At 66.3% G+C, this 18,171-nt stretch carries 13 protein-coding genes; 5 read left to right on the top strand and 8 right to left on the bottom strand.

The features are described 5' to 3' along the window. Positions 1-41: 41 nt before the first annotated feature. On the top strand, positions 42-3,128 hold the full coding sequence (locus AB7878_RS00125; RefSeq protein ID WP_369492416.1) for an efflux RND transporter permease subunit: 3,087 nt from the start codon (positions 42-44) through the stop codon (positions 3,126-3,128). Between the two features lie 108 nt (positions 3,129-3,236). Next, positions 3,237-6,230, top strand: a complete 2,994-nt coding sequence (locus AB7878_RS00130; RefSeq protein WP_369492417.1) for a Tn3 family transposase — start codon at positions 3,237-3,239, stop codon at positions 6,228-6,230. A gap of 316 nt (positions 6,231-6,546) precedes the next feature. On the opposite strand, the gene AB7878_RS00135 is transcribed toward AB7878_RS00130, so the two are convergent. The 4 genes from AB7878_RS00135 to AB7878_RS00150 form a co-directional block, all read right to left on the bottom strand. Then, the gene (locus tag AB7878_RS00135; RefSeq protein ID WP_369492418.1) at positions 6,547-6,963 is read right to left on the bottom strand and encodes an H-NS histone family protein; all 417 of its coding nucleotides are present in this window, start codon (positions 6,961-6,963) and stop codon (positions 6,547-6,549) included. Positions 6,964-7,356: 393 nt separating this feature from the next. Then, positions 7,357-7,806 (bottom strand): nuclear transport factor 2 family protein, encoded by a 450-nt coding sequence (locus AB7878_RS00140; RefSeq protein WP_369492419.1) that lies wholly within the window; start codon positions 7,804-7,806, stop codon positions 7,357-7,359. After that, on the bottom strand, positions 7,803-8,246 hold the full coding sequence (locus tag AB7878_RS00145) for a GlcG/HbpS family heme-binding protein (RefSeq protein WP_369492420.1): 444 nt from the start codon (positions 8,244-8,246) through the stop codon (positions 7,803-7,805). The genes AB7878_RS00140 and AB7878_RS00145 overlap by 4 nt, the downstream gene beginning before the upstream one ends. An 83-nt stretch (positions 8,247-8,329) precedes the next feature. Then, positions 8,330-9,340 (bottom strand): zinc-binding alcohol dehydrogenase family protein, encoded by a 1,011-nt coding sequence (locus tag AB7878_RS00150; RefSeq protein WP_369492421.1) that lies wholly within the window; start codon positions 9,338-9,340, stop codon positions 8,330-8,332. 77 nt (positions 9,341-9,417) lie between these two features. Between AB7878_RS00150 and AB7878_RS00155 the strand changes: the two genes are divergently transcribed. Then, positions 9,418-10,350, top strand: coding sequence for a LysR family transcriptional regulator (locus tag AB7878_RS00155; RefSeq protein WP_369492422.1), 933 nt, complete (start codon positions 9,418-9,420; stop codon positions 10,348-10,350). A gap of 96 nt (positions 10,351-10,446) precedes the next feature. On the opposite strand, the gene AB7878_RS00160 is transcribed toward AB7878_RS00155, so the two are convergent. From AB7878_RS00160 to lexA, 4 genes are read right to left on the bottom strand one after another with little or no spacing between them, the layout of a single operon-like run. Further along, on the bottom strand, positions 10,447-13,578 hold the full coding sequence (locus tag AB7878_RS00160; RefSeq protein ID WP_439653754.1) for an error-prone DNA polymerase: 3,132 nt from the start codon (positions 13,576-13,578) through the stop codon (positions 10,447-10,449). Then, positions 13,515-14,942: a Y-family DNA polymerase gene (locus AB7878_RS00165; RefSeq protein ID WP_369492424.1), complete on the bottom strand. Its 1,428-nt coding sequence runs from the start codon at positions 14,940-14,942 to the stop codon at positions 13,515-13,517. Before AB7878_RS00165 ends, AB7878_RS00160 begins: the two co-directional genes overlap by 64 nt. Before the next feature lie 3 nt (positions 14,943-14,945). Continuing rightward, on the bottom strand, positions 14,946-15,563 hold the full coding sequence (imuA, locus tag AB7878_RS00170) for a translesion DNA synthesis-associated protein ImuA (RefSeq protein ID WP_369492425.1): 618 nt from the start codon (positions 15,561-15,563) through the stop codon (positions 14,946-14,948). Between the two features lies 1 nt (position 15,564). Continuing rightward, a complete protein-coding gene (lexA, locus tag AB7878_RS00175; RefSeq protein ID WP_369492426.1) occupies positions 15,565-16,173 on the bottom strand; it encodes a transcriptional repressor LexA in 609 nt (202 codons plus the stop codon). Between the two features lie 338 nt (positions 16,174-16,511). Here lexA and azu point away from each other — a divergent pair, with 338 nt between their 5' ends. Then, positions 16,512-16,958, top strand: coding sequence for an azurin (gene azu / locus AB7878_RS00180; protein ID WP_369492427.1), 447 nt, complete (start codon positions 16,512-16,514; stop codon positions 16,956-16,958). Between the two features lie 97 nt (positions 16,959-17,055). Then, the gene (locus AB7878_RS00185; RefSeq protein WP_369492428.1) at positions 17,056-18,150 is read left to right on the top strand and encodes a PLP-dependent cysteine synthase family protein; all 1,095 of its coding nucleotides are present in this window, start codon (positions 17,056-17,058) and stop codon (positions 18,148-18,150) included. Positions 18,151-18,171: the final 21 nt, after the last annotated feature.

Consider the following 18,171-nt stretch of genomic DNA (forward strand, 5'->3'; position numbering starts at 1 on the left):
CACCGCGCGATTCCATCCTGCCGCGCCACAGGTACCGGCTCATGTTGAATGCGATTGTCGGTTTTGCGGTGCGCCTGCGCGGGGTCATGATCGCGCTGGCCGTGCTTGCGACGACCTACGGCGTGCTGGCGCTGGGGCGCGCCCGGCTCGACGTATTCCCGGAATTTGCACCGCCGCAGGCGATCGTGCAGACCGAGGTACCGGGCTTTGCCCCCAGCCAGGTCGAGACGCTGGTGACGCAGCCATTGGAGAACGCGCTGGCCGGTGCTGGCGAGCTGACCAGCATGCGCTCCAAATCGCTGCAGGGTCTGTCGATGATCACCCTCACGTTTCGCAACGGCGCCGATCTGCAGCGCGTACGCCAGACGGTGAGCGAACGGCTACAGCGGGTGGCCAGCACACTGCCCACCGGCGCACGCACACCAGTGCTGCTGCCGCTGTCGTCGTCATCAGGCATCGTGCTGACGATCGGCGTGACCTCGAAGAAACTGGACGCGCTGCAGCTGCGCACACTGGCCGACTGGACGCTCAAGCCGCAGTTGCTGTCCGTGCCCGGCGTGTCCGACGTCAGCGTCTTCGGCGGCGACCAGCGCCAGCTGCAGATCCAGGTCCACCCGCAGGCGCTGGCACGCTATGGCCTGTCGATGCAGCAGGTGATGGCAGCGGCACGTCGTGCCACCGGCCAAGCCGGCGGCGGCTTTGTCGAGAACGCCAGCCAGCGCATCGTGCTGGCGCCCACCGGCCTGGCGACCACACCGGCGCAGATCGCCGAGGTGGCGCTGAAAACGCATCACGGCGCGGTGCTGCGGCTGGGTGACGTGGCCACGGTGAGCAACGCTGCGGCGCCGGCCGCTGGCGCGGCCACCATCATGGGCCAGCCCGGCGTGATGCTGGTGATCGCCGAGCAGTACGGGGCCGACACCGTACGCCTGACCCAGGCACTGGATGCGCGGCTGCAGTCGCTGAAACCCGCGCTCGCCGCGCAGCACGTGACGCTGTACCCGGCGTTGTTCCGCCCGGCCAACTTCATCGACGCGGCGGTCAGTCATCTGCGCGATGCGCTGCTGATCGGCGCGGCGCTAGTGCTGGCCGTGCTGTTCCTGTTCCTGCGCAACGCGCGGGCGGCGCTGATCTCGGCGGTGGCGATTCCGCTGTCGCTGCTGGCGGCGGTGGTGGTGCTGGAGCACTTCGGGCTGGGGCTGAACACGATGACCCTTGGCGGCTTGGCGATCGCCATCGGCGAAGTGGTGGACGACGCCATCATCGACGTGGAAAACATTGTGCGCCGGCTGCGCCTGAACCGGCTCGAAGCCGCGCCGCTGCCCGCCGCGCAGGTGGTGCTGGCGGCCTCGCTGGAGGTGCGCGGCGCGGTGATCTACGCCACCTTCATCGTGGCGCTGGTGTTCGTGCCGGTGATCACGCTATCCGGCGTGGCCGGCAGCCTGTTCGCGCCGCTGGGCATCGCCTACATCGCCGCGATCATGGCCTCGCTGGTAGTGGCGCTGACGGTGACGCCAGCGCTGGCGCTGACCCTGTTGCGTGGCACCGACGACGCGCCCGAGCCGGCGCTGCAGCAGCGCATCAAGCAGCGCTACGCCAGCCTGCTGGCACGCGTCGAACGGCATCCGCGCGCGCTGCCGATCGGGGTGGCGGTGGTTTGTGTGGTGGCGCTAGCGGTGTTGCCGTTCCTGCGGGGCAACTTTCTGCCGCAACTGCGTGAAGGTCACTACATCGTGCATATGCGACTGGCGCCGGGCGCTTCGCTGCAGGCCTCGCAGGATCTGGGGACGCGTGTCAGCCAAGCGCTACTGGCGGTACCGGGCGTACGCTCGGTGGCGCAGCGTACCGGCCGCAGCGCGCGCGTGGTCGATCCATCCCCGATCTTCGCCACCGAGTTCGAGGTGGATCTGAAGCCGCTCTCCGGCTCCGGCCAACAGCGTGTACTCGACGGCATTCAGCAGGCACTGAAACCGTTCGTGGGCGGCGCGTTTTCGGTCAATACCTTTCTGACCGAACGCATCCACGAAACCCTGTCCGGCTACACCGCGCCGGTGGTGGTGAAGATCTATGGCAACCAGCTCGATCAGCTCGACCGCTTGGCGCAGCAGTCGGCCACGGTACTGTCCCGCCTGCCAGGCGCCGCGAACGTGCAGGTGCAGGCGGCGCAGGGCGAGCCACAGCTGTCGATCCGTCTGCGCCAGGACGTGCTGTCGCGCGACGGCATCGCCCCAGCCGATGTGCTCGACACCCTGCAGGCCGCGTACGCCGGCACGCGGGTGGGCCAGGTGCTGGACGGCAACCGTGTGTTCGACGTCGAGGTAATCCTTCCGCCATCGCTGCGACTGGATCCGGCCAGTGTGGGGGCACTCCCGATCAGTGCACCCGACGGGCGCCAGTGGCCGCTGTCGGCACTGACCGATCTGACGATGAGCCAGGGGCGCGTGATGGTGCTGCACGAAGACGGCCAACGCGTGCAGGTGGTCACGGTGAATCTGCGCGGGGCCAACGCCGCGACGTTCACGCGCCAGGCGCAGCAGGCGCTGGCGCATGACATCACGTGGCCACCCGGCACCTATCCAGTGTTCGGCGGCGATGCGGCCGCGCAGTCGGCGGCGACCAACCAGTTGCTGGCGCACGCCGCGCTGGCGCTGGCCGGGGTGATTGTGCTGCTCTATCTGGCCCTGCGCAGCCTGCGTTCGGTGACGCTGGTGCTGGTCAATCTGCCGTTCGCGCTGGTCGGCGGCGTGGCGGTAGCGCTGCTGATGGGTGGCACGCTGAGCTTGGGCGGACTGGTCGGTTTCGTCACCCTGTTCGGCATCAGCGTGCGCAACTCGATCATGTTGGTGTCGCACTACCGCCATCTGGTTGAGGTCGAAGGCCTGCCATGGAACATGGACACCGCGCAACGCGGCGCCGCCGAGCGGCTAGTGCCGATTCTGATGACGGCGCTGGTGACCGCACTCGGGCTGTTGCCGCTGGCCCTCACGGCCGGCGCGCCGGGCAACGAGATCGAGGGCGCGATGGCCGCGGTGATCTTGGGCGGACTGCTGACCTCGACAATCCTCAACCTGCTGGTGCTGCCGGTGATGGCCGTACGCTGGCTCCATTTTGCCCCAGCGACGCCGTGAGGCAGACGTGCGCGTTGGCGGTTGCGCGTTCAGCTCGATTTGGTGGCGTTTCGACGCGTGGACTTACAAACTTCGCTGTGAACAAGCCTTCTACGGAAGAAAATCCCTATGCCTGTCAGCTATGTCACCGAGGAGCAGCGCGACAGCTATGGCCGATACAACGGCGAACCGTCTAGCGACGAGCTGGCACGCTATTTCCATCTCGACGATGCTGACCGCGCGTACATCGCGCGCAAGCGCGGCCATGCCAATCGCTTGGGCATCGCGCTGCAGCTTACGACACTCCGATACCTGGGAACATTCCTCGACGATCCGCTGGATCTGCCGCCACTGGTGCTATCCATCGTTGCTAGACAGTTGGGTATTACGGACACAGATCCCTCTCTCGATGACTACCGGACTGGTGAACTCAGGTGGGATCATCAGCGCGATATTTGTCGTCAGTATGGCTTCGTCGAAATCACCAAACCGCCCATCGGCTTTCGGTTGGGGCGCTGGCTGTATGCGTTGTGCTGGACGGGAACGGAGCGGCCCAGCGCTCTATTCGAGCGAGCCACAACATGGCTCCTGACGCACAAGGTACTGCTCCCCGGTCGCAGCACGCTCGAACGATTTGTCGCGAGTATAAAAAGTCGCGCCGAAGAGCGTCTATGGCGCCGTCTGGGTACCCGGCTCTCGGATGCGCAGCATGAGCGTCTGGAACAGTTGCTGGCCGTGCCGACTGGCAGCCGCTATTCGCTTCTGGATCAATTGCGCTCAGGCCCCACCCGAGTCAGTGGCCCATCGCTCATTCAAACGCTGATGCGGCTTCGGGAGGTTCGGGAGCTCGGGATCGACCTACCCACCGTGTCGCATCTTCCGGCTAGTCGCGTCACAGCGCTGGCCCGCTTTGCGGGGGCCGCCAAAGCCAGCGCGGTGAGCCGCTTGCCCGAAGTACGTCGCCTCGCGACCCTTGTGGCATTCGTGCACTGCCTGGAAGCCACCGCACATGATGACGCCGTCGAAGTCCTTGAGATGCTGCTGCGGGATGTCTTTGCCACGGCACGAAAGGAAGACCGGAAAACGCGCTTGCGCACGCTGAAAGACCTCGATCGTGCAGCCACACTGCTGGCTGATGCCTGCCAAGTGGTGTTGGATACCTCGCTCCCTGACAAGACGCTGCGCAAGACCTTGTTCGCCAAGGTGCCTCGCGACATCCTCGCCCAGGCCCTTCAGGAAGTGAGTAACCTGGTGCGACCACCCGACGATGTCTTTTACAGCGAGCTGAGTGAGCGCTATCGGCGCATCCGTCGCTTTCTACCCTTTGTCTTGGAGAACCTGCGCTTTGGGGCGAGCCCCGCAGGTGAGGCCGTGGTCGCCGCCTATGAATGGCTTCGCTCGCACCCCGGGCGATTCAAGGCCGACGATGATGTCCCGCGCGATGTCATTCGCAAGCGCTGGCAGCGCTACGCGATTCGCGACGACGACACCATCGATCACCGTGCTTACACTTTCTGCGTGCTCGATGAATTGCATACATCATTGCGCCGACGCGATGTGTTCGTCACACCCAGTTGGAAGTATGCCGACCCGCGTGCAGGCTTGTTGAGCGGCAACGAGTGGGAGACAGCGCGCCCTATCATTTGCCGCACGCTCAGCTTGTCTCCGACGCCCTCATCGGCACTGGTCGCGATCACCAAAGAACTGGACGATACCTATCGCGCAGTAGTGTCCCGACTCCCGGACAATCCTGCGGTACGCTTCGAAGGCGAGAACGATCTGGTCGTCAGCTCCCTCGACAAGCTCGAAGAACCAGCGTCTTTGCTGGCCTTGCGTGCTGCGGTTAATGAGCGTCTGCCACGCGTGGACATTGAAGAGGTATTGCTGGAGATTGCGGCCCGTACCGGTTTCACCGATGCGTTCACCCATCTCACCGAGCGGTCTGCTCGTGCTGCGGATCTTCCGATTAGCCTCTGTGCCGTACTGCTGGCTGAGGCGAGCAACACGGGCTTCGAACCCCTCGTTCGTGCTGACATCGCCGCCCTGAAACGATCACGTCTGTCGTGGGTCGACCAAAACTACCTCCGCAACGACACCCTGGTCTCGGCAAATGCCATCCTGGTGGCGGCCCAGAACCGGTCGGCGCTGGCCCATCAGTGGGGCGGTGGCGACGTGGCGTCAGCCGACGGCATGCGTTTCGTCGTTCCCGTGCGTACCGTGCATGCGGCCCCCAATCCGAAGTATTTTGGCCGGGAACGCGGCATCACTTGGTATAACCTGATCTCCGACCAGTTCAGCGGCCTCAATCACATCGCCGTACCGGGCACGCTGCGCGACAGCTTGATCTTGCTGGGCGTGGTGCTCGAACAGCCTACCGAATTGCAGCCAACCCAAATCATGACCGACACCGGCGCGTACAGCGACGTGGTGTTCGGGTTGTTCCGACTCCTGGGGTACCGGTTCTGTCCTCGATTGGCTGACGTCGGCGGCACGCGATTCTGGCGCATCGATCCCGAAGCCGATTACGGCGCCCTTAATGCCGTTGCCCGCCAGCGGGTGAAATTGTCATTGATCGAGGAGCAGTGGGACGACATCCTGCGACTGGTGGGCTCGCTGAAACTGGGTCGTGTGCCGGCCAACGGCATCATGCGAACCTTGCAGATCGGCGACCGTCCGACCCGTCTGGCCCAGGCCTTGGCTGAGTTCGGAAGGATCGAAAAGACCCTGCACACGCTGACCTATATCGATGATGAAGCAAAGCGACGTAGCACGTTGACCCAACTCAACCGTGGCGAAGGGCGCCACAGTGTGGCGCGCGCCATTTTTCACGGGAAACGCGGCGAACTACGGCAGCGCTACCAAGAAGGTCAGGAAGATCAACTGGGCGCGCTCGGCCTAGTGCTCAACATCGTTGTCTTGTGGAACACCATCTATATGGAGGCTGCATTGGAACAGTTACGTCAAGAAGGTTTTCCCGTGCGCGATGAAGATGTCGCGCGACTCTCGCCGCTTACCCATGACCACATCAACATGCACGGTCGATATTCCTTTGCCGTACCCGAAGCAGTTGCGCGCGGGGAACTGCGCCCGCTACGGGATCCTGATGATAGGGAAGGCGATTGAGAAGGGGCTGCCTCGGGAGGCGCGCTCCGCTATCCATATGGTTTCTATGGATAAATTGACCTTATCCCGGTTTTTCGTTCCATTGCTCCCCAAACCCCGTGTCCATCGAGAACAGCCAAGCAAGGGCGATGCCAAGCCACCGTAGCAGTTTCTCTAATTTGACATAATATACATTATGCGCAATCAAGAACTTGATCCTCGTGCGATGGATCACGGATCGCAAGCGACCGCATGTCGGGTCTCAGATGGAAAGCCAATAAGAAAAGCCCCGCAGGAAACCCATCGGGGCTTTTCTTTCCGTGCCTGACGCCAGCCCCTACTTCTTGGCTGCCTTCTTCGCCGGAACCTTCCTTGCGGCTTTCACCGCCTTCTTTGCGAGCGCGGCCTTGGGCGAAGCGCCTGCGATCAAGAGGCTCTCCGCCGTGACACCTTTCTTCTTCAGGGCCTGGTTGAACCACACAGGGTGCTTGCCACGGCCGGACCATGTCTGGGCCGGGTTCTCCGGGTTGCGGTACTTGGGTGCTACGGCTGCTGCCTTCGACCCCTTTGCGCCCTTGCCACCACGGGTCGGAAAGACGTCCGACAGGGTCAGCCCGGCGCCTGCCAGAACCGCATCGATCTTGGCGCGCACTTCCCTGACGTGATTCTTCCGTGCAGATTCCATTTGCGCTTCGGCACTCTTGATGAGCGCTTGGAGTTCAGAGGGAGAGAGCGAGTCGAGATTAATAGCCATGTGGGTTCTCTGGGTTGGGTCAGCAGCCCTAGCCTACGAGAAATTTGCCTCAAGCAACACATAAAAGGGCGGTCTTGGAGGGATGACGGGCCGAGATCATCGGTAAGGCCTGCTTCAGAGCGAAGGTTGCCTCTTCCCCGCCCTCGATAACACGGGCTAATCAGCCAAGCTGCCCAAACTGAGCTCTTTGGGCCGGGTTGGTGAAAAAGGACGTCACCCCTTGAATGACTCCGACGGCCATTGACCATGGGCGTTGGGACGGCTTCGTATCGCGGGCTTACATCATGCCCGGAACGGGATGGTTGACGTAGAGCTTTCCGAGTGAAGGAAGGCCCCCTCCGATTGAGGGGGCCTTTACGGTCCGGCCATGCGTTGCCACATCGGCCCACGGTCTCAGGAAGACAGATGGATGTGCCGCAGCTGCCAGCTACCGTTGTCACTGGTCCAAATCATTGTGAATGGCGCCCGAAGTTCGGTAGATGGCTTGTCCTTCGGGCCAACCGAACCGACACGCACACCCGTTACGACCGCGGTACTACCGAAGCGTTGGACGTTTAGTTCTTCGGCGCGGAGCCCGATCATCGCCTCCGAATTGAACAGCGCCTCAAATGCCGCGGGCTTCAGGACGTGAACCGAAGGTGCCGACGGGCTGACCTCGGTGAATCCGGCCGCAGTAACGTAGCGAAGGACGCCAGCCAGATCCCGTGCAGTCATACGTGCGTAGAGGTCGACCGCGGCAGCAGCGACATCGATTTCAGCGGCTGCCTTGCCGGCCGTCGAAGCCGCCGGTGCCTCCGCGGCCAACACGACGCCGGCGTCGCGCCGAGGGATGGCCGCGTTCACTGGACGACCTCGAAACCGGCAGCCTTGAGCGCGGCCACCGCCACGTCGTGGTCCTGCTGGGCGTTGCCACCGGAGATGCCGATGCCGCCGACCACGCCACCGCCCACCACGATGGGAACACCTCCGCCCACCGGCATGACGCGCGGGTGGTTGGCCAGCGGAGCCGTGGCCGGCTGAGCGACGACCTGGTTCCAGATCATCGTGTCCAGACCGAAGGACGCGGCAGTCCAGGCCTTGTTAATGGCCACTTCGGCGGCTAGGAACGGCGTGGCGTCGGCGCGCTCGAAGGCGACTAGGTGGCCACCTTCGTCGGTGACCGCAATGGCCAGGTTCAGGCCAATCCGGGTAGCCGCGTCGCGTGCAGCGATGGCGAGTGCCAGCGCGCTATCGCGGGTGATGGAAGCCTTGGTTTTGACTTGGGTAGCGTTGCTCTGAGCCATGATGAATGTCCTCTGGTTGAAGTTGACGAGGGTGAAACAACCGAAGTTGTGCGCTTGGGTGCCTGGTCGAGCTGCGCTCGATATCAGAAGCCTTCGAGCACGATCTTGCCGACGGCCTTGCCGCTTTCGATCAGCGCATGCGCGCGGGTCAGGTTTTCTGCGCTGATGCGACCGAAGCCGGCGTTGGCGGTCGTCTTGACGCGGCCGGAGTCGACCAGGTCGGCTACGCGCCCCAGCAGAGCGCCCTGCTCTTGCATGTCCGGCGTCTCGAACATCGAGCGCGTGAACATCAGCTCCCAGTGCAGCGACAGCGACTTGCTCTTGAGCGCAAGCGGGTCCAGCCCTTCCATGTCGTCGATGACGGCCAGCGCGCCCTGCGGCTTCAGGCTTTGGATGATCTCTTGGTAGTGCGTGCCGGTCTGCGTGAGCGAGGCCACGTAGTCGACTTGCGCGATGCCGGCCGAGCGCAGCGCCTGCGACAGCGGCTTAGAGTGATCGATGACCGCGTGCGCGCCCAGTTCCAGGCACCATTCGCGCGACTCCGGACGCGACGCCGTGGCGATCACGCGCAGCCGGGTCAGCTGCCGGGCCAGTTGGATCAGGATCGAGCCCACGCCGCCGGCGCCGCCCACGACCATCAGCGTCTGGCCCTCGCCACCGCCTTGAGCGATGCGCAGCCGATCGAACAGCAGCTCCCACGCGGTGATGGCCGTCAGCGGCAGCGCCGCGGCTTGCGCATCCGAAAGCGACGTGGGCGCCTTGGAAACAATGCGCGCGTCCACCGCATGCAACTCGCTGTTGGCGCCCGGGCGCTTGATCGAGCCGGCGTACCAGACACGGTCGCCGACCGCAAAGCCGGTTGCCTGTGCGCCGACGGCCTCGACCACGCCAGCGGCATCCCAGCCGAGCACCTTGACCTCGCCGACGGCCGGCGCGCTTCCGGCGCGCACCTTGGTGTCGACCGGATTGACCGAGACCGCGTGCACGCGCACCAGCAGGTCGCGCGGGCCGGGCAACGGCGCGGGCAGCTCCACGTCCTCGAGCGCCTTGGGTGCGTTGATGGGCAGGTTCTTGCGATAGCCAACGGCTTTCATGGCGCTCTTTCCTTCCAGATGATGTCGGTGGAATGCAATGTAGGTAGTATTCCTACACTTGATAAGACGGCATTACGATGTTTCACTTTCAAACTAGAATTGAAAATATCAGTGACCTCCAGGTGCTGCTCCACACGGTCAGCGGGGGATCGTTGACCGCAGCGGCTCGGACACTCGGCATCACGCCAGCGGCGGCCAGCGCAACGCTGAAGCGGCTCGAGGCTCAACTGGGCACGCGGCTGTTCGAACGCTCCACCCGTGCGATGCGGCTTACGCCGCCGGGTCAAATCCTGCTGGAGTACGCTCAGCGCGCGTTCGAGCTGCTTGCAGAGGGCGAATCCCAGCTCGATGCCGAACGCGGCGCACTGGTGGGCACCGTGCGTATCTCGGCACCGTCGGACCTTGCCCGGACCGTGCTGATGCCCATGCTTGATGAGTTCTTGCAGCTTCACCCCGGGGTGAAGCTGGCGCTCAATGTTGGCGACCGCGTACTCGACGTGCTGCGAGACGAGGTGGATTTGGCTATTCGGTACGGCGAGCTGAGCGACTCACGCCTCGTGGCTCGGCGACTTTCGCTTGAGCGCCCCGTCGTCAGTGCTTCTCCCGACTATTTGAGTCGTCGCGGCACACCACGCACGCCAACAGACTTGGTGGACCACAACTGCATCTCGTTCATTCGGGGCGGGCGCACATTCAGCTCGTGGCGCTTCGGTCAGAACGGCCAATGGACCACGGTAAGGGTCAGTGGCGACCGTGTCATGGATGACGCCTCGCTGGCACGCGAATGGGCCGTTTCGGGAGCGGGGATCATCTTCATGACGGAGATCGAACAGCGGCGTGATCTGCAAAGCGGCCATCTGGTGCGGCTACTGACCGAATGGGAGACCGATCCGTATCCGTTGCATGCTCTGTTACCTAGCGGGCGCTTCGTCCCCAATCGGGTTCGCGCGCTCGTGGACTTCATCGCCGGGCGCTTTGCCGATTTCAGGCTTTCAAACGCCGGGCACTGAGGAAGGCATCCAGTGGCCGGAGTTAATAAGGTCGCTCCTGATCGCGCAAATGCTTGGTGTCGTACCCCTGATAACCCGCTCTAATCACCCTCTCAGTCATCTGAAGTCCCGGCTTCGTACATCCAGGCTGCTCAGCAGCGGCGTCAGGTCATGCAGGTTGCGGGCTATCAGGTGGCGCACGCCGCTCTCGGCTTCCAGCTTGCCTTCCACCATCAACAAGCGCGACTCCAGGAAGGGGCGACGCTGCCGCTCGGCCAACTGGCGCCAGACCACCACGTTGATCATGCCGTGTTCGTCTTCCAGTGTGACGAAGGTGACGCCACTGGCGGTCTGCGGCCGCTGGCGGCCGACCACCAGTCCGGCCACGACGATGTGGCGCCCGGGTGGGATGGCCACCAACTCCTTCGAGCTGCGGCAGCGCCGCACGCGCAGTTGTGCACGCAGCAAGGCCATCGGGTGGCGCTCCAGCGTGGTGCCGAGCGTGGCGTAGTCCGCCTGGAGATCCTCGCCGATACCAGGCAACGGCAAGACCACTGGCTGCTCACGTGGCTGCGTGGCTGCACCAAACAGGGGACGTTGTTCCTCCACGCCGGCTACCGCCCAGCGCGCCCGGTGCCGATGGCCGGCCAAGCCGCGTAGCGTGCCGGCGTCGGCCAGCCGCTCACGCGCGCGAGCGTCGAGTGCTGCCCGCTCGCACAGGTCGGCGATGTCGACGAATGCCTGCCCTGCCCTCGCCTGCTCGATTCGTCGTGCATCGTCCTCGGCCAATCCACGCACCATGCGCAGGCCCATGCGCAGTGCATGGCCGCCGCGCCGGTCGGGTTCCAACGTGCAGTCCCAGTCGCTGTGGCGCACATCCGCCGGCATCACCGCCACGCCATGGCGGCGCACGTCCTGCAGCAACTGATCGGGGCTGTAGAAGCCCATCGGTTGGCTGTTGATCAGCGCGCAGACGAAGGCCGCCGGGTAGTGGCGCTTGAGCCAGCAGCTGGCGTAGGTCAGCAGCGCGAAGCTGGCCGCGTGCGACTCGGGGAAGCCGTAGCTGCCGAAACCCTTGATCTGCTCGAAGATGCGCGCGGCGAAGTCGGCCGAGTAGCCGCGTTCCAGCATGCCGCGGGTCAGCTTGTCGCGGTGGTGCTCCAGTCCGCCATGGCGTTTCCATGCCGCCATCGAGCGACGCAGGTCGTCCGATTCGCCCGGCGTGTAGCCGGCCGCGACCACCGCTAGCTGCATCACCTGCTCCTGAAACAACGGCACGCCGAGCGTGCGCTCGAACACCTTGCGCAACGCCTCCGAGGGGTAGCTCACCGGCTCCTCGCCGGTGCGCCGGCGCAGGTAGGGATGCACCATGTCGCCCTGGATCGGCCCCGGCCGCACGATCGCCACCTCGATCACCAGGTCGTAGAAGTTGCGCGGCCTGAGCCGCGGCAGCATCGCCATCTGCGCCCGCGACTCGATCTGGAACACGCCGATGGTGTCGGCCCTGCCGATCATCGCGTAGGTGTCGGGATCCTCTGGCGGGATGGTCGCCAGCGTCAGCGACCGTCCGTGATGGCGTTCGACCAGATCGAGGCAGCGGCGCAAGGCGCTCAGCATGCCCAGCGCCAGGATGTCGACCTTGAGCAGGCCCACCGCATCCAGATCGTCCTTGTCCCACTGCACCACCGTGCGGCCTTCCATGGTCGCGTTCTCCACCGGCACCAGATCGTGCAGCGGCTGCTCGGAGATCACGAAGCCGCCCGGATGCTGCGACAGGTGACGCGGGAAGCCGATCAACTCGGCGGTGAGCACCAGCACCCGGCGCAGCAGTGGGCTGTCCGGATCAAAGCCCTGCTCGCGCAACTGCGTGGCCGGTGGCAGCGCATCGCTCCAGTGCCCGAAGCAGCGGGCCAGTGCGTCGACCTGGTCGGGTGGCAGCCCCAGCACGCGGGCCACGTCGCGCACGGCGCCGGCGCCGTGATAGGTGCTGGCCACCGCGGTGATCGCCGCCCGATGACGTCCGTAGCGTGCGAACACGTACTGGATGACTTCCTCGCGCCGCTCGTGCTCGAAGTCGACGTCGATGTCGGGCGGCTCGTCGCGCTCCTTCGAAACGAAGCGCTCGAACAGCATGCCGATGCGGTCGGGGTCGATCTCGGTAATGCCCAGTGCATAGCAGACCACCGAGTTCGCGGCCGAGCCGCGCCCCTGGCAGAGAATGTTCCGGCTGCGGGCATGGCGCACGATGTCGTGCACGGTGAGGAAGTAGCTCTCGTAGCCGAGCTCGGCGATCAGCGCCAGCTCCTTCTCGACCAGGTCCCGCGCCTTCGTCGGGATGCCGCCCGGCCAGCGCCAGCGCAGGCCCTGCTCGGTCAACTCGCGCAGCCAGGAGGCTGGCGTGTGCCCATCAGGCACCAGCTCTCTCGGGTACTGGTAGCGCAATTGGCCGAGGTCGAACGTGCAGCGCCGGGCGATGCGCACAGACTCCACCCGCAGCTCGGAGGAATACAGTTCCGCCAGCGCAGACAGCGGCCGCAGATGGCGCTCGCCATTGGGAAATAGCCGATCGCCAGCCTCGGCTACGGTGGTGTGGTGTCGGATCGCCGTCATCACATCCTGCAGCGCACGGCGCCCGCGCGCATGCATGTGCACGTCGCCGGCAGCGACCAGCGGCAACTGCAGCGACTGGCCCAGAGCCTGCAACCGTGTCAGCCGTGCCGCGTCGTCGGGACCACGATGCAGTTCCACCGCGATCCACAGCCGTTGCGGGAAGCGTGTGCGCAGCCAATTCCCTTCCCGCGTGTCGTCCGGATCGTCCGGCACCCACAGAGCGAGCAGGCCATCCGTCGTGTCCGGAAAATCCTCCCGCAGCAGCCGATAGCTGCCCTTGGGCGCACGCCGGCGTGCAGCGGTGACGAGTCGGCACAGCACCCGGTAGCCCGCGATGTTCTCCACCAGCAGCACCAGTTTCGCGCCGCGATCGATGCGCACTTCGCTGCCCACGACCAAGGGAAGGTCCACCGCCTTCGCGGCCTGCCAGGCCCGCACGATGCCGGCCAGCGTGCACTCGTCGGTGATCGCCAGCGCCTGATAGCCGTGATGCTTCGCGCGTTCGAACAGCTCCTGCGCGCTCGACGCCCCGCGCTGGAAGCTGAAGTTCGACAGACAGTGCAGCTCGGCGTAGCTCATGCGAACCAGCCGTGCAGCATGAAGCCTCCGCCGCCGATCGGGCGAAACACCCAGGCGCATTGCCCGGTCGCCAGTCGCGCGCGGTAGTAGTCGCGGCGCACGTCCCCGCCATCCCACCAGCCGCTCTCGATGCGCTCGGGTCCGGCGAGGAGTTGTGGCATCGGTCCGCGCAGCGGCACGGGCTTCGCCAACAACCAACCCGGGCGCGGACCGGCCGCGGCGCCGGGCGACGGTGCCTCGCGCCGTGTCGGGACGTCCGGCGGACTGATCGAGGCGCACTCCGGGCGATGGTCGGCCTGCACCTGCACGCCGTGCACGGCATCCTCGCCCAGGCGCGCGCGCAAGCGTTCGCGCAGTTGCTCCCACGGCATCGCCTGCTGCGGTCGCGGGTCGAACAGCTCGCGATGCACCGGCACGAAGGGTGGCAGTTCGTCGGCGCAGAGTGCGATCGCGCGGACCGGCGCCGGCAGTTGCACCTGCTCCAGCCGGCCGCGCGCGAGTTCGAACAGCAGCGCCGCGTCGCGCTCGGGGGCGAGCAGGCCCACCGGCACCCGAGTGCGGGCGTCGTGGTCGTGCTCCAGTTGCAGGACGAAGCACTGCACGCCGCCGTCGCGGCCGGCCAGGAAGGCGGCAAGGTCCGCGGTCAGCCGCTTCAGCGGAAACAGCAGCGCCTGGGACGACTCGACTTCGTGGCCGAGCTCGATCCGCGGGTCGAAGCGGTCGGGCGGACGATAGCTTTCCAGCGCCACGTCGCGCTCGCCCAGCAAGGCATCGAGGTGACGCAGCACCTCGGCCGGGAAGCGTCGCGCCAGGCCATCGCGCGGCAGCGCCCACACCTGGCGCAGCGTGCGCAGCCCCATGCGTGCGAAGGCGGTGGCCACCTCCGGCGCGAAGCCCGCGCGCTGGATCGGCAACTGCCCGAGCGCGTGACGCAGCGGCGCGTCGCCGTCGATGGCCAGCCCGTCGTGCCCGTTGGCCAGCACGCGTGCCGCCAGCGGGTGGGGCGCGGCCACGATGCGGTGTCGGAAACCGAGCGCCGTCAATTCCTCGCGCAATCGCGCCTCGAAGCGCGGCCATGGCCCGAACAACCCCAGGCTGCCCTGGATCTCCAGCATCAGCGCATGCGGGAATTGCAGGCTGACCTGCGAGCTGAAGCCGTAGGCCCAGCCGGCCAGAAAGCGGTGCCAGCGCGCCTCATCCTCGGGACGGTACGCATCCGTCGCAAAGCCATGAGCCAGTGCCTGCGCCGCGGTCAGCGCCATGCCCCGGCGCAGGCCCAGCGCCCGCGCCGCAGGACTGACCGCATGCAGCATGCGCCGTTGCGCCGATCCGCCGACGAGCACGCGGGGCGCATCCGGATCCGCGCAGCGGCGAAGCACGCCGTCCAGCGCCAGCTGTGGCAACAGGATGCAGGCCCAGCGCATGGCTCATCCTGCTCCCTGCGGGATCGGCTGCGCCGGCGCCACTCCGCCGCGGCACTTGAGCACGCGCCATTGCGCCGGCGCGGCGTCGATGGCGATGCGCAGCGCCGCCGGCGACGGATGGCTGGCCGCGGCCAGCGGTCGCGTCGCGAATGCCAGCGTGTGTCCCGAGACGGCCGCGACCTGCAGGCGGCGCAATGCACGGTCGTCGGCGCCCAGCGGCCAGCACAGCACGGCGCCGCAACTGCCCGAGCGCAGGCACTGCTCGGTCGCCCACAACGCATCGCGCGGTGTCCCGGTGCGCACGACCTGCAACTGGCGCAGGTCCACACCGGCCTGCTGCCATGCCGGTGCAAACGGCAGGTACGGCGGTGCGACCAGCACGACGCGCTCGCCCGCCTTCGACAGGCGCGCCAGGGTCGGCCACAGCAGCTGCAATTCGCCGACGCCATCGGCCGGGATCAGGAGTTCACTCAGCGCGGCTTCGGGCCAGCCGCCACTGGGCAACAACGCGTCGAGGCCGGCATGGCCGGTGGGCTGCGCCCCGGCCGGCGGCGCAGCCGGCCGACCACGCCAGACCTGCCGCTGGTGCAGCAGTGCATCGATCGCCACCACCGCGCCCATGTCACCCCCGGCGGACCAGGCCGCAGAACACGCCCTCGATGGCGAAGTCCTGCCCGCGCCGCACCTCGATCGGCGCATAGGCCGGATTGCGCGGCAGCAGCCGGATCCCGCCCTTGCCGCGGGCAAGACGCTTGATCGTCAGTTCGCCTTCGAGCCGGGCCACCACCACCTGCCCGTCGCGCGCCTCCGGCGTGCGGCGCACACCGACCAGATCGCCGTCGAGGATGCCGTCCCCGATCATCGAATCCCCCTGCACCCGCAGCAGGTAGTCCGGTCGCGTGGCGAACAATCGCGCGTCGAGCGTCAGCGTGTCGAGCAGACCGGCATCGGCGCCGATCGGCGGACCGGCCGCCACCCGGCCCAGCACCGGCACCTGCAACAGACTGGTACGCGTACGCAGACCGGCCGGGCGAATACCACGCGCCTGCCCGGACGCCACCTCGATCAGTCCCGCCTCGGCCAACGCCAGCACATGCTTGCGCGCCGCGCCACGCGAGGCCAAGCCACCGGCCTCGGCAATCTCGGCCAGGGACGGCGGCTGCCCCTGCTCCGTCACCCGCTTGCGGATGAAGGTGAGGATGGCGGCGCGGCGGGAGCTGAGATCGGACATGGAGTACATTTGTACTCCAATCGTGCCGACATGGCCAGAACTGCAGCAGCAACGAAGGATCGACTGGCGATGGCGGCGTCACGCAGGTAAGACGGTCTGTTTTGACTTGGGTGTGGGCACAAGCTCGGCGTACCGCGCGCGCTCGCGATGTGCACGGCTTGGACAAGCGTTGCGGCCCTGCCCTGCCCCTGATGACGCACCCTGACAGGCGTCCATGTCCCCGGCATCCACGATCACCCGGTCCCACGATCGTCCGATCAAATGACACAGATCAGTGCCGGCCGCTTGCGGCCTGCGCAGAATCCGGATGCATCAACTTTCCCACCGGAGTCATCCCCATGCGCAAACTGATCGTCCTCGCCCTGCTCGGCCTCGCTTCCTCGCCGCTGATGGCGGCCGAATGCAGCACCACGGTCGAGGCCAGCGACGCAATGCAATACAACGTCAAGTCCATCACCGTGCCCAAGACCTGCAAGAGCTTCAAGGTCACGCTGAAGCACACCGGCAAGCTGCCGGTGGCCTCGATGGGCCACAACTGGGTGCTGGCGCACGCCGCCGACGAATCCGGCGTGATCGCCGACGGCATGCAGGCCGGTGCCGCCGACAGCTACGAGAAGCCCGGCGACACCCGCATCATCGCCCACACCAAGCTGATCGGCGGCGGCCAGTCCGACACCGCGACGATCAACGTGGCCAAGCTCAAGGCCGGCGAGCAGTACGCCTATTTCTGCACGTTCCCCGGCCATGCCGCACTGATGAAGGGCACGCTGAGTCTGGGCAAATGAGCCTGGGTAAATGAGCAGACAAGTCGCCACCCGCACGATGCCCCCGGCCGCAAAGCCGGGGGCATCGTGCATGCATGAACCGGGTCCGGACCTCCCCATGCAGGATGTTTCCCAGCTGTTGTCTCCGCACGAAACCGGGCGCCGCTGGGTACACGCCGCGCTGGAAATGCTCGCGCAGGAAGCCGCGCGCTCGGCCGACACGCACCTGCTCAAGCTCGACTTTCCCGGTTTTCCCGGCATCGACTTCTACTTCAAGGACGAGTCGGCGCATCCCAGCGGCAGCCTGAAGCACCGCCTCGCCCGCTCGCTCTACCTCTACGCGCTGTGCAACGGCCGCCTGCGCGAGGGCCAGGCGGTGGTCGACGCCTCTTCGGGCAGCACGGCGATTTCCGAGGCCTGGTTTGCGCGCCTGCTCGGCCTGCCATTCACCGCGGTGATGCCGGCCTGCACCGCGCCGCGCAAGATCCGCGACGTGCAGGCGCTGGGCGGCCGCTGCGACCTGGTCGACGATCCCGCCCAGGTACATGCGCGCGCCGCCGAACACGCCACGCGCGGCGCCTGCCACCTCGACCAGTTCGGCCTCGCCGTGCAGGCCACCGACTGGCGCGGCAACAACAACATCGCCGAGTCGATCATCCAGCAGATGGCGCGCGAGCCCCGGCCGGTGCCGGCGTGGATCGTCTGCGGTGCCGGTACCGGCGGTACCTCGGCCACCATCGGCCGCTACCTGCGCTACCGCCGCCTGGACACCCGCCTGTGCGTGGCCGAGCCGACCGGCAGCGGCTACGTCGAGGGCTGGCGCGGGCGTGACCGCGATGCGGTGGCGCGCCAGCCCACCCTGATCGAGGGTATCGGCCGGCCGCGCGTGGAGCCGGGCTTCCTGTTCGACGTGGTCGACGAGGTGATCGAGGTGCCCGACACCACCTCGATCGCCGCCGCCTGGCTGCTTGAGGAACTGCTCGGCCGCCGCTACGGCGGCTCCTCCGGCACCAACCTGGTGGCTTGCCTGCAACTGGCCGCCGGCATGCGCGATCGCGGCGAGCGCGGCAGCATCGTGAGCTTGCTGTGCGACCCCGGCGAACGTTATGCGGAGACGCTGTTCGATCCGGCGTGGCTGGCCGCGCGCGGCATCGACATCGGCCCCGCGCGCGAAGCTTTGCGGCACTGCCTGGCCAACGGGCCGCACGGCTGACCACGATCAAGGCAACACCAC

This window comes from Rhodanobacter humi (assembly GCF_041107455.1).
Classification (GTDB): Bacteria; Pseudomonadota; Gammaproteobacteria; order Xanthomonadales; family Rhodanobacteraceae; genus Rhodanobacter_A.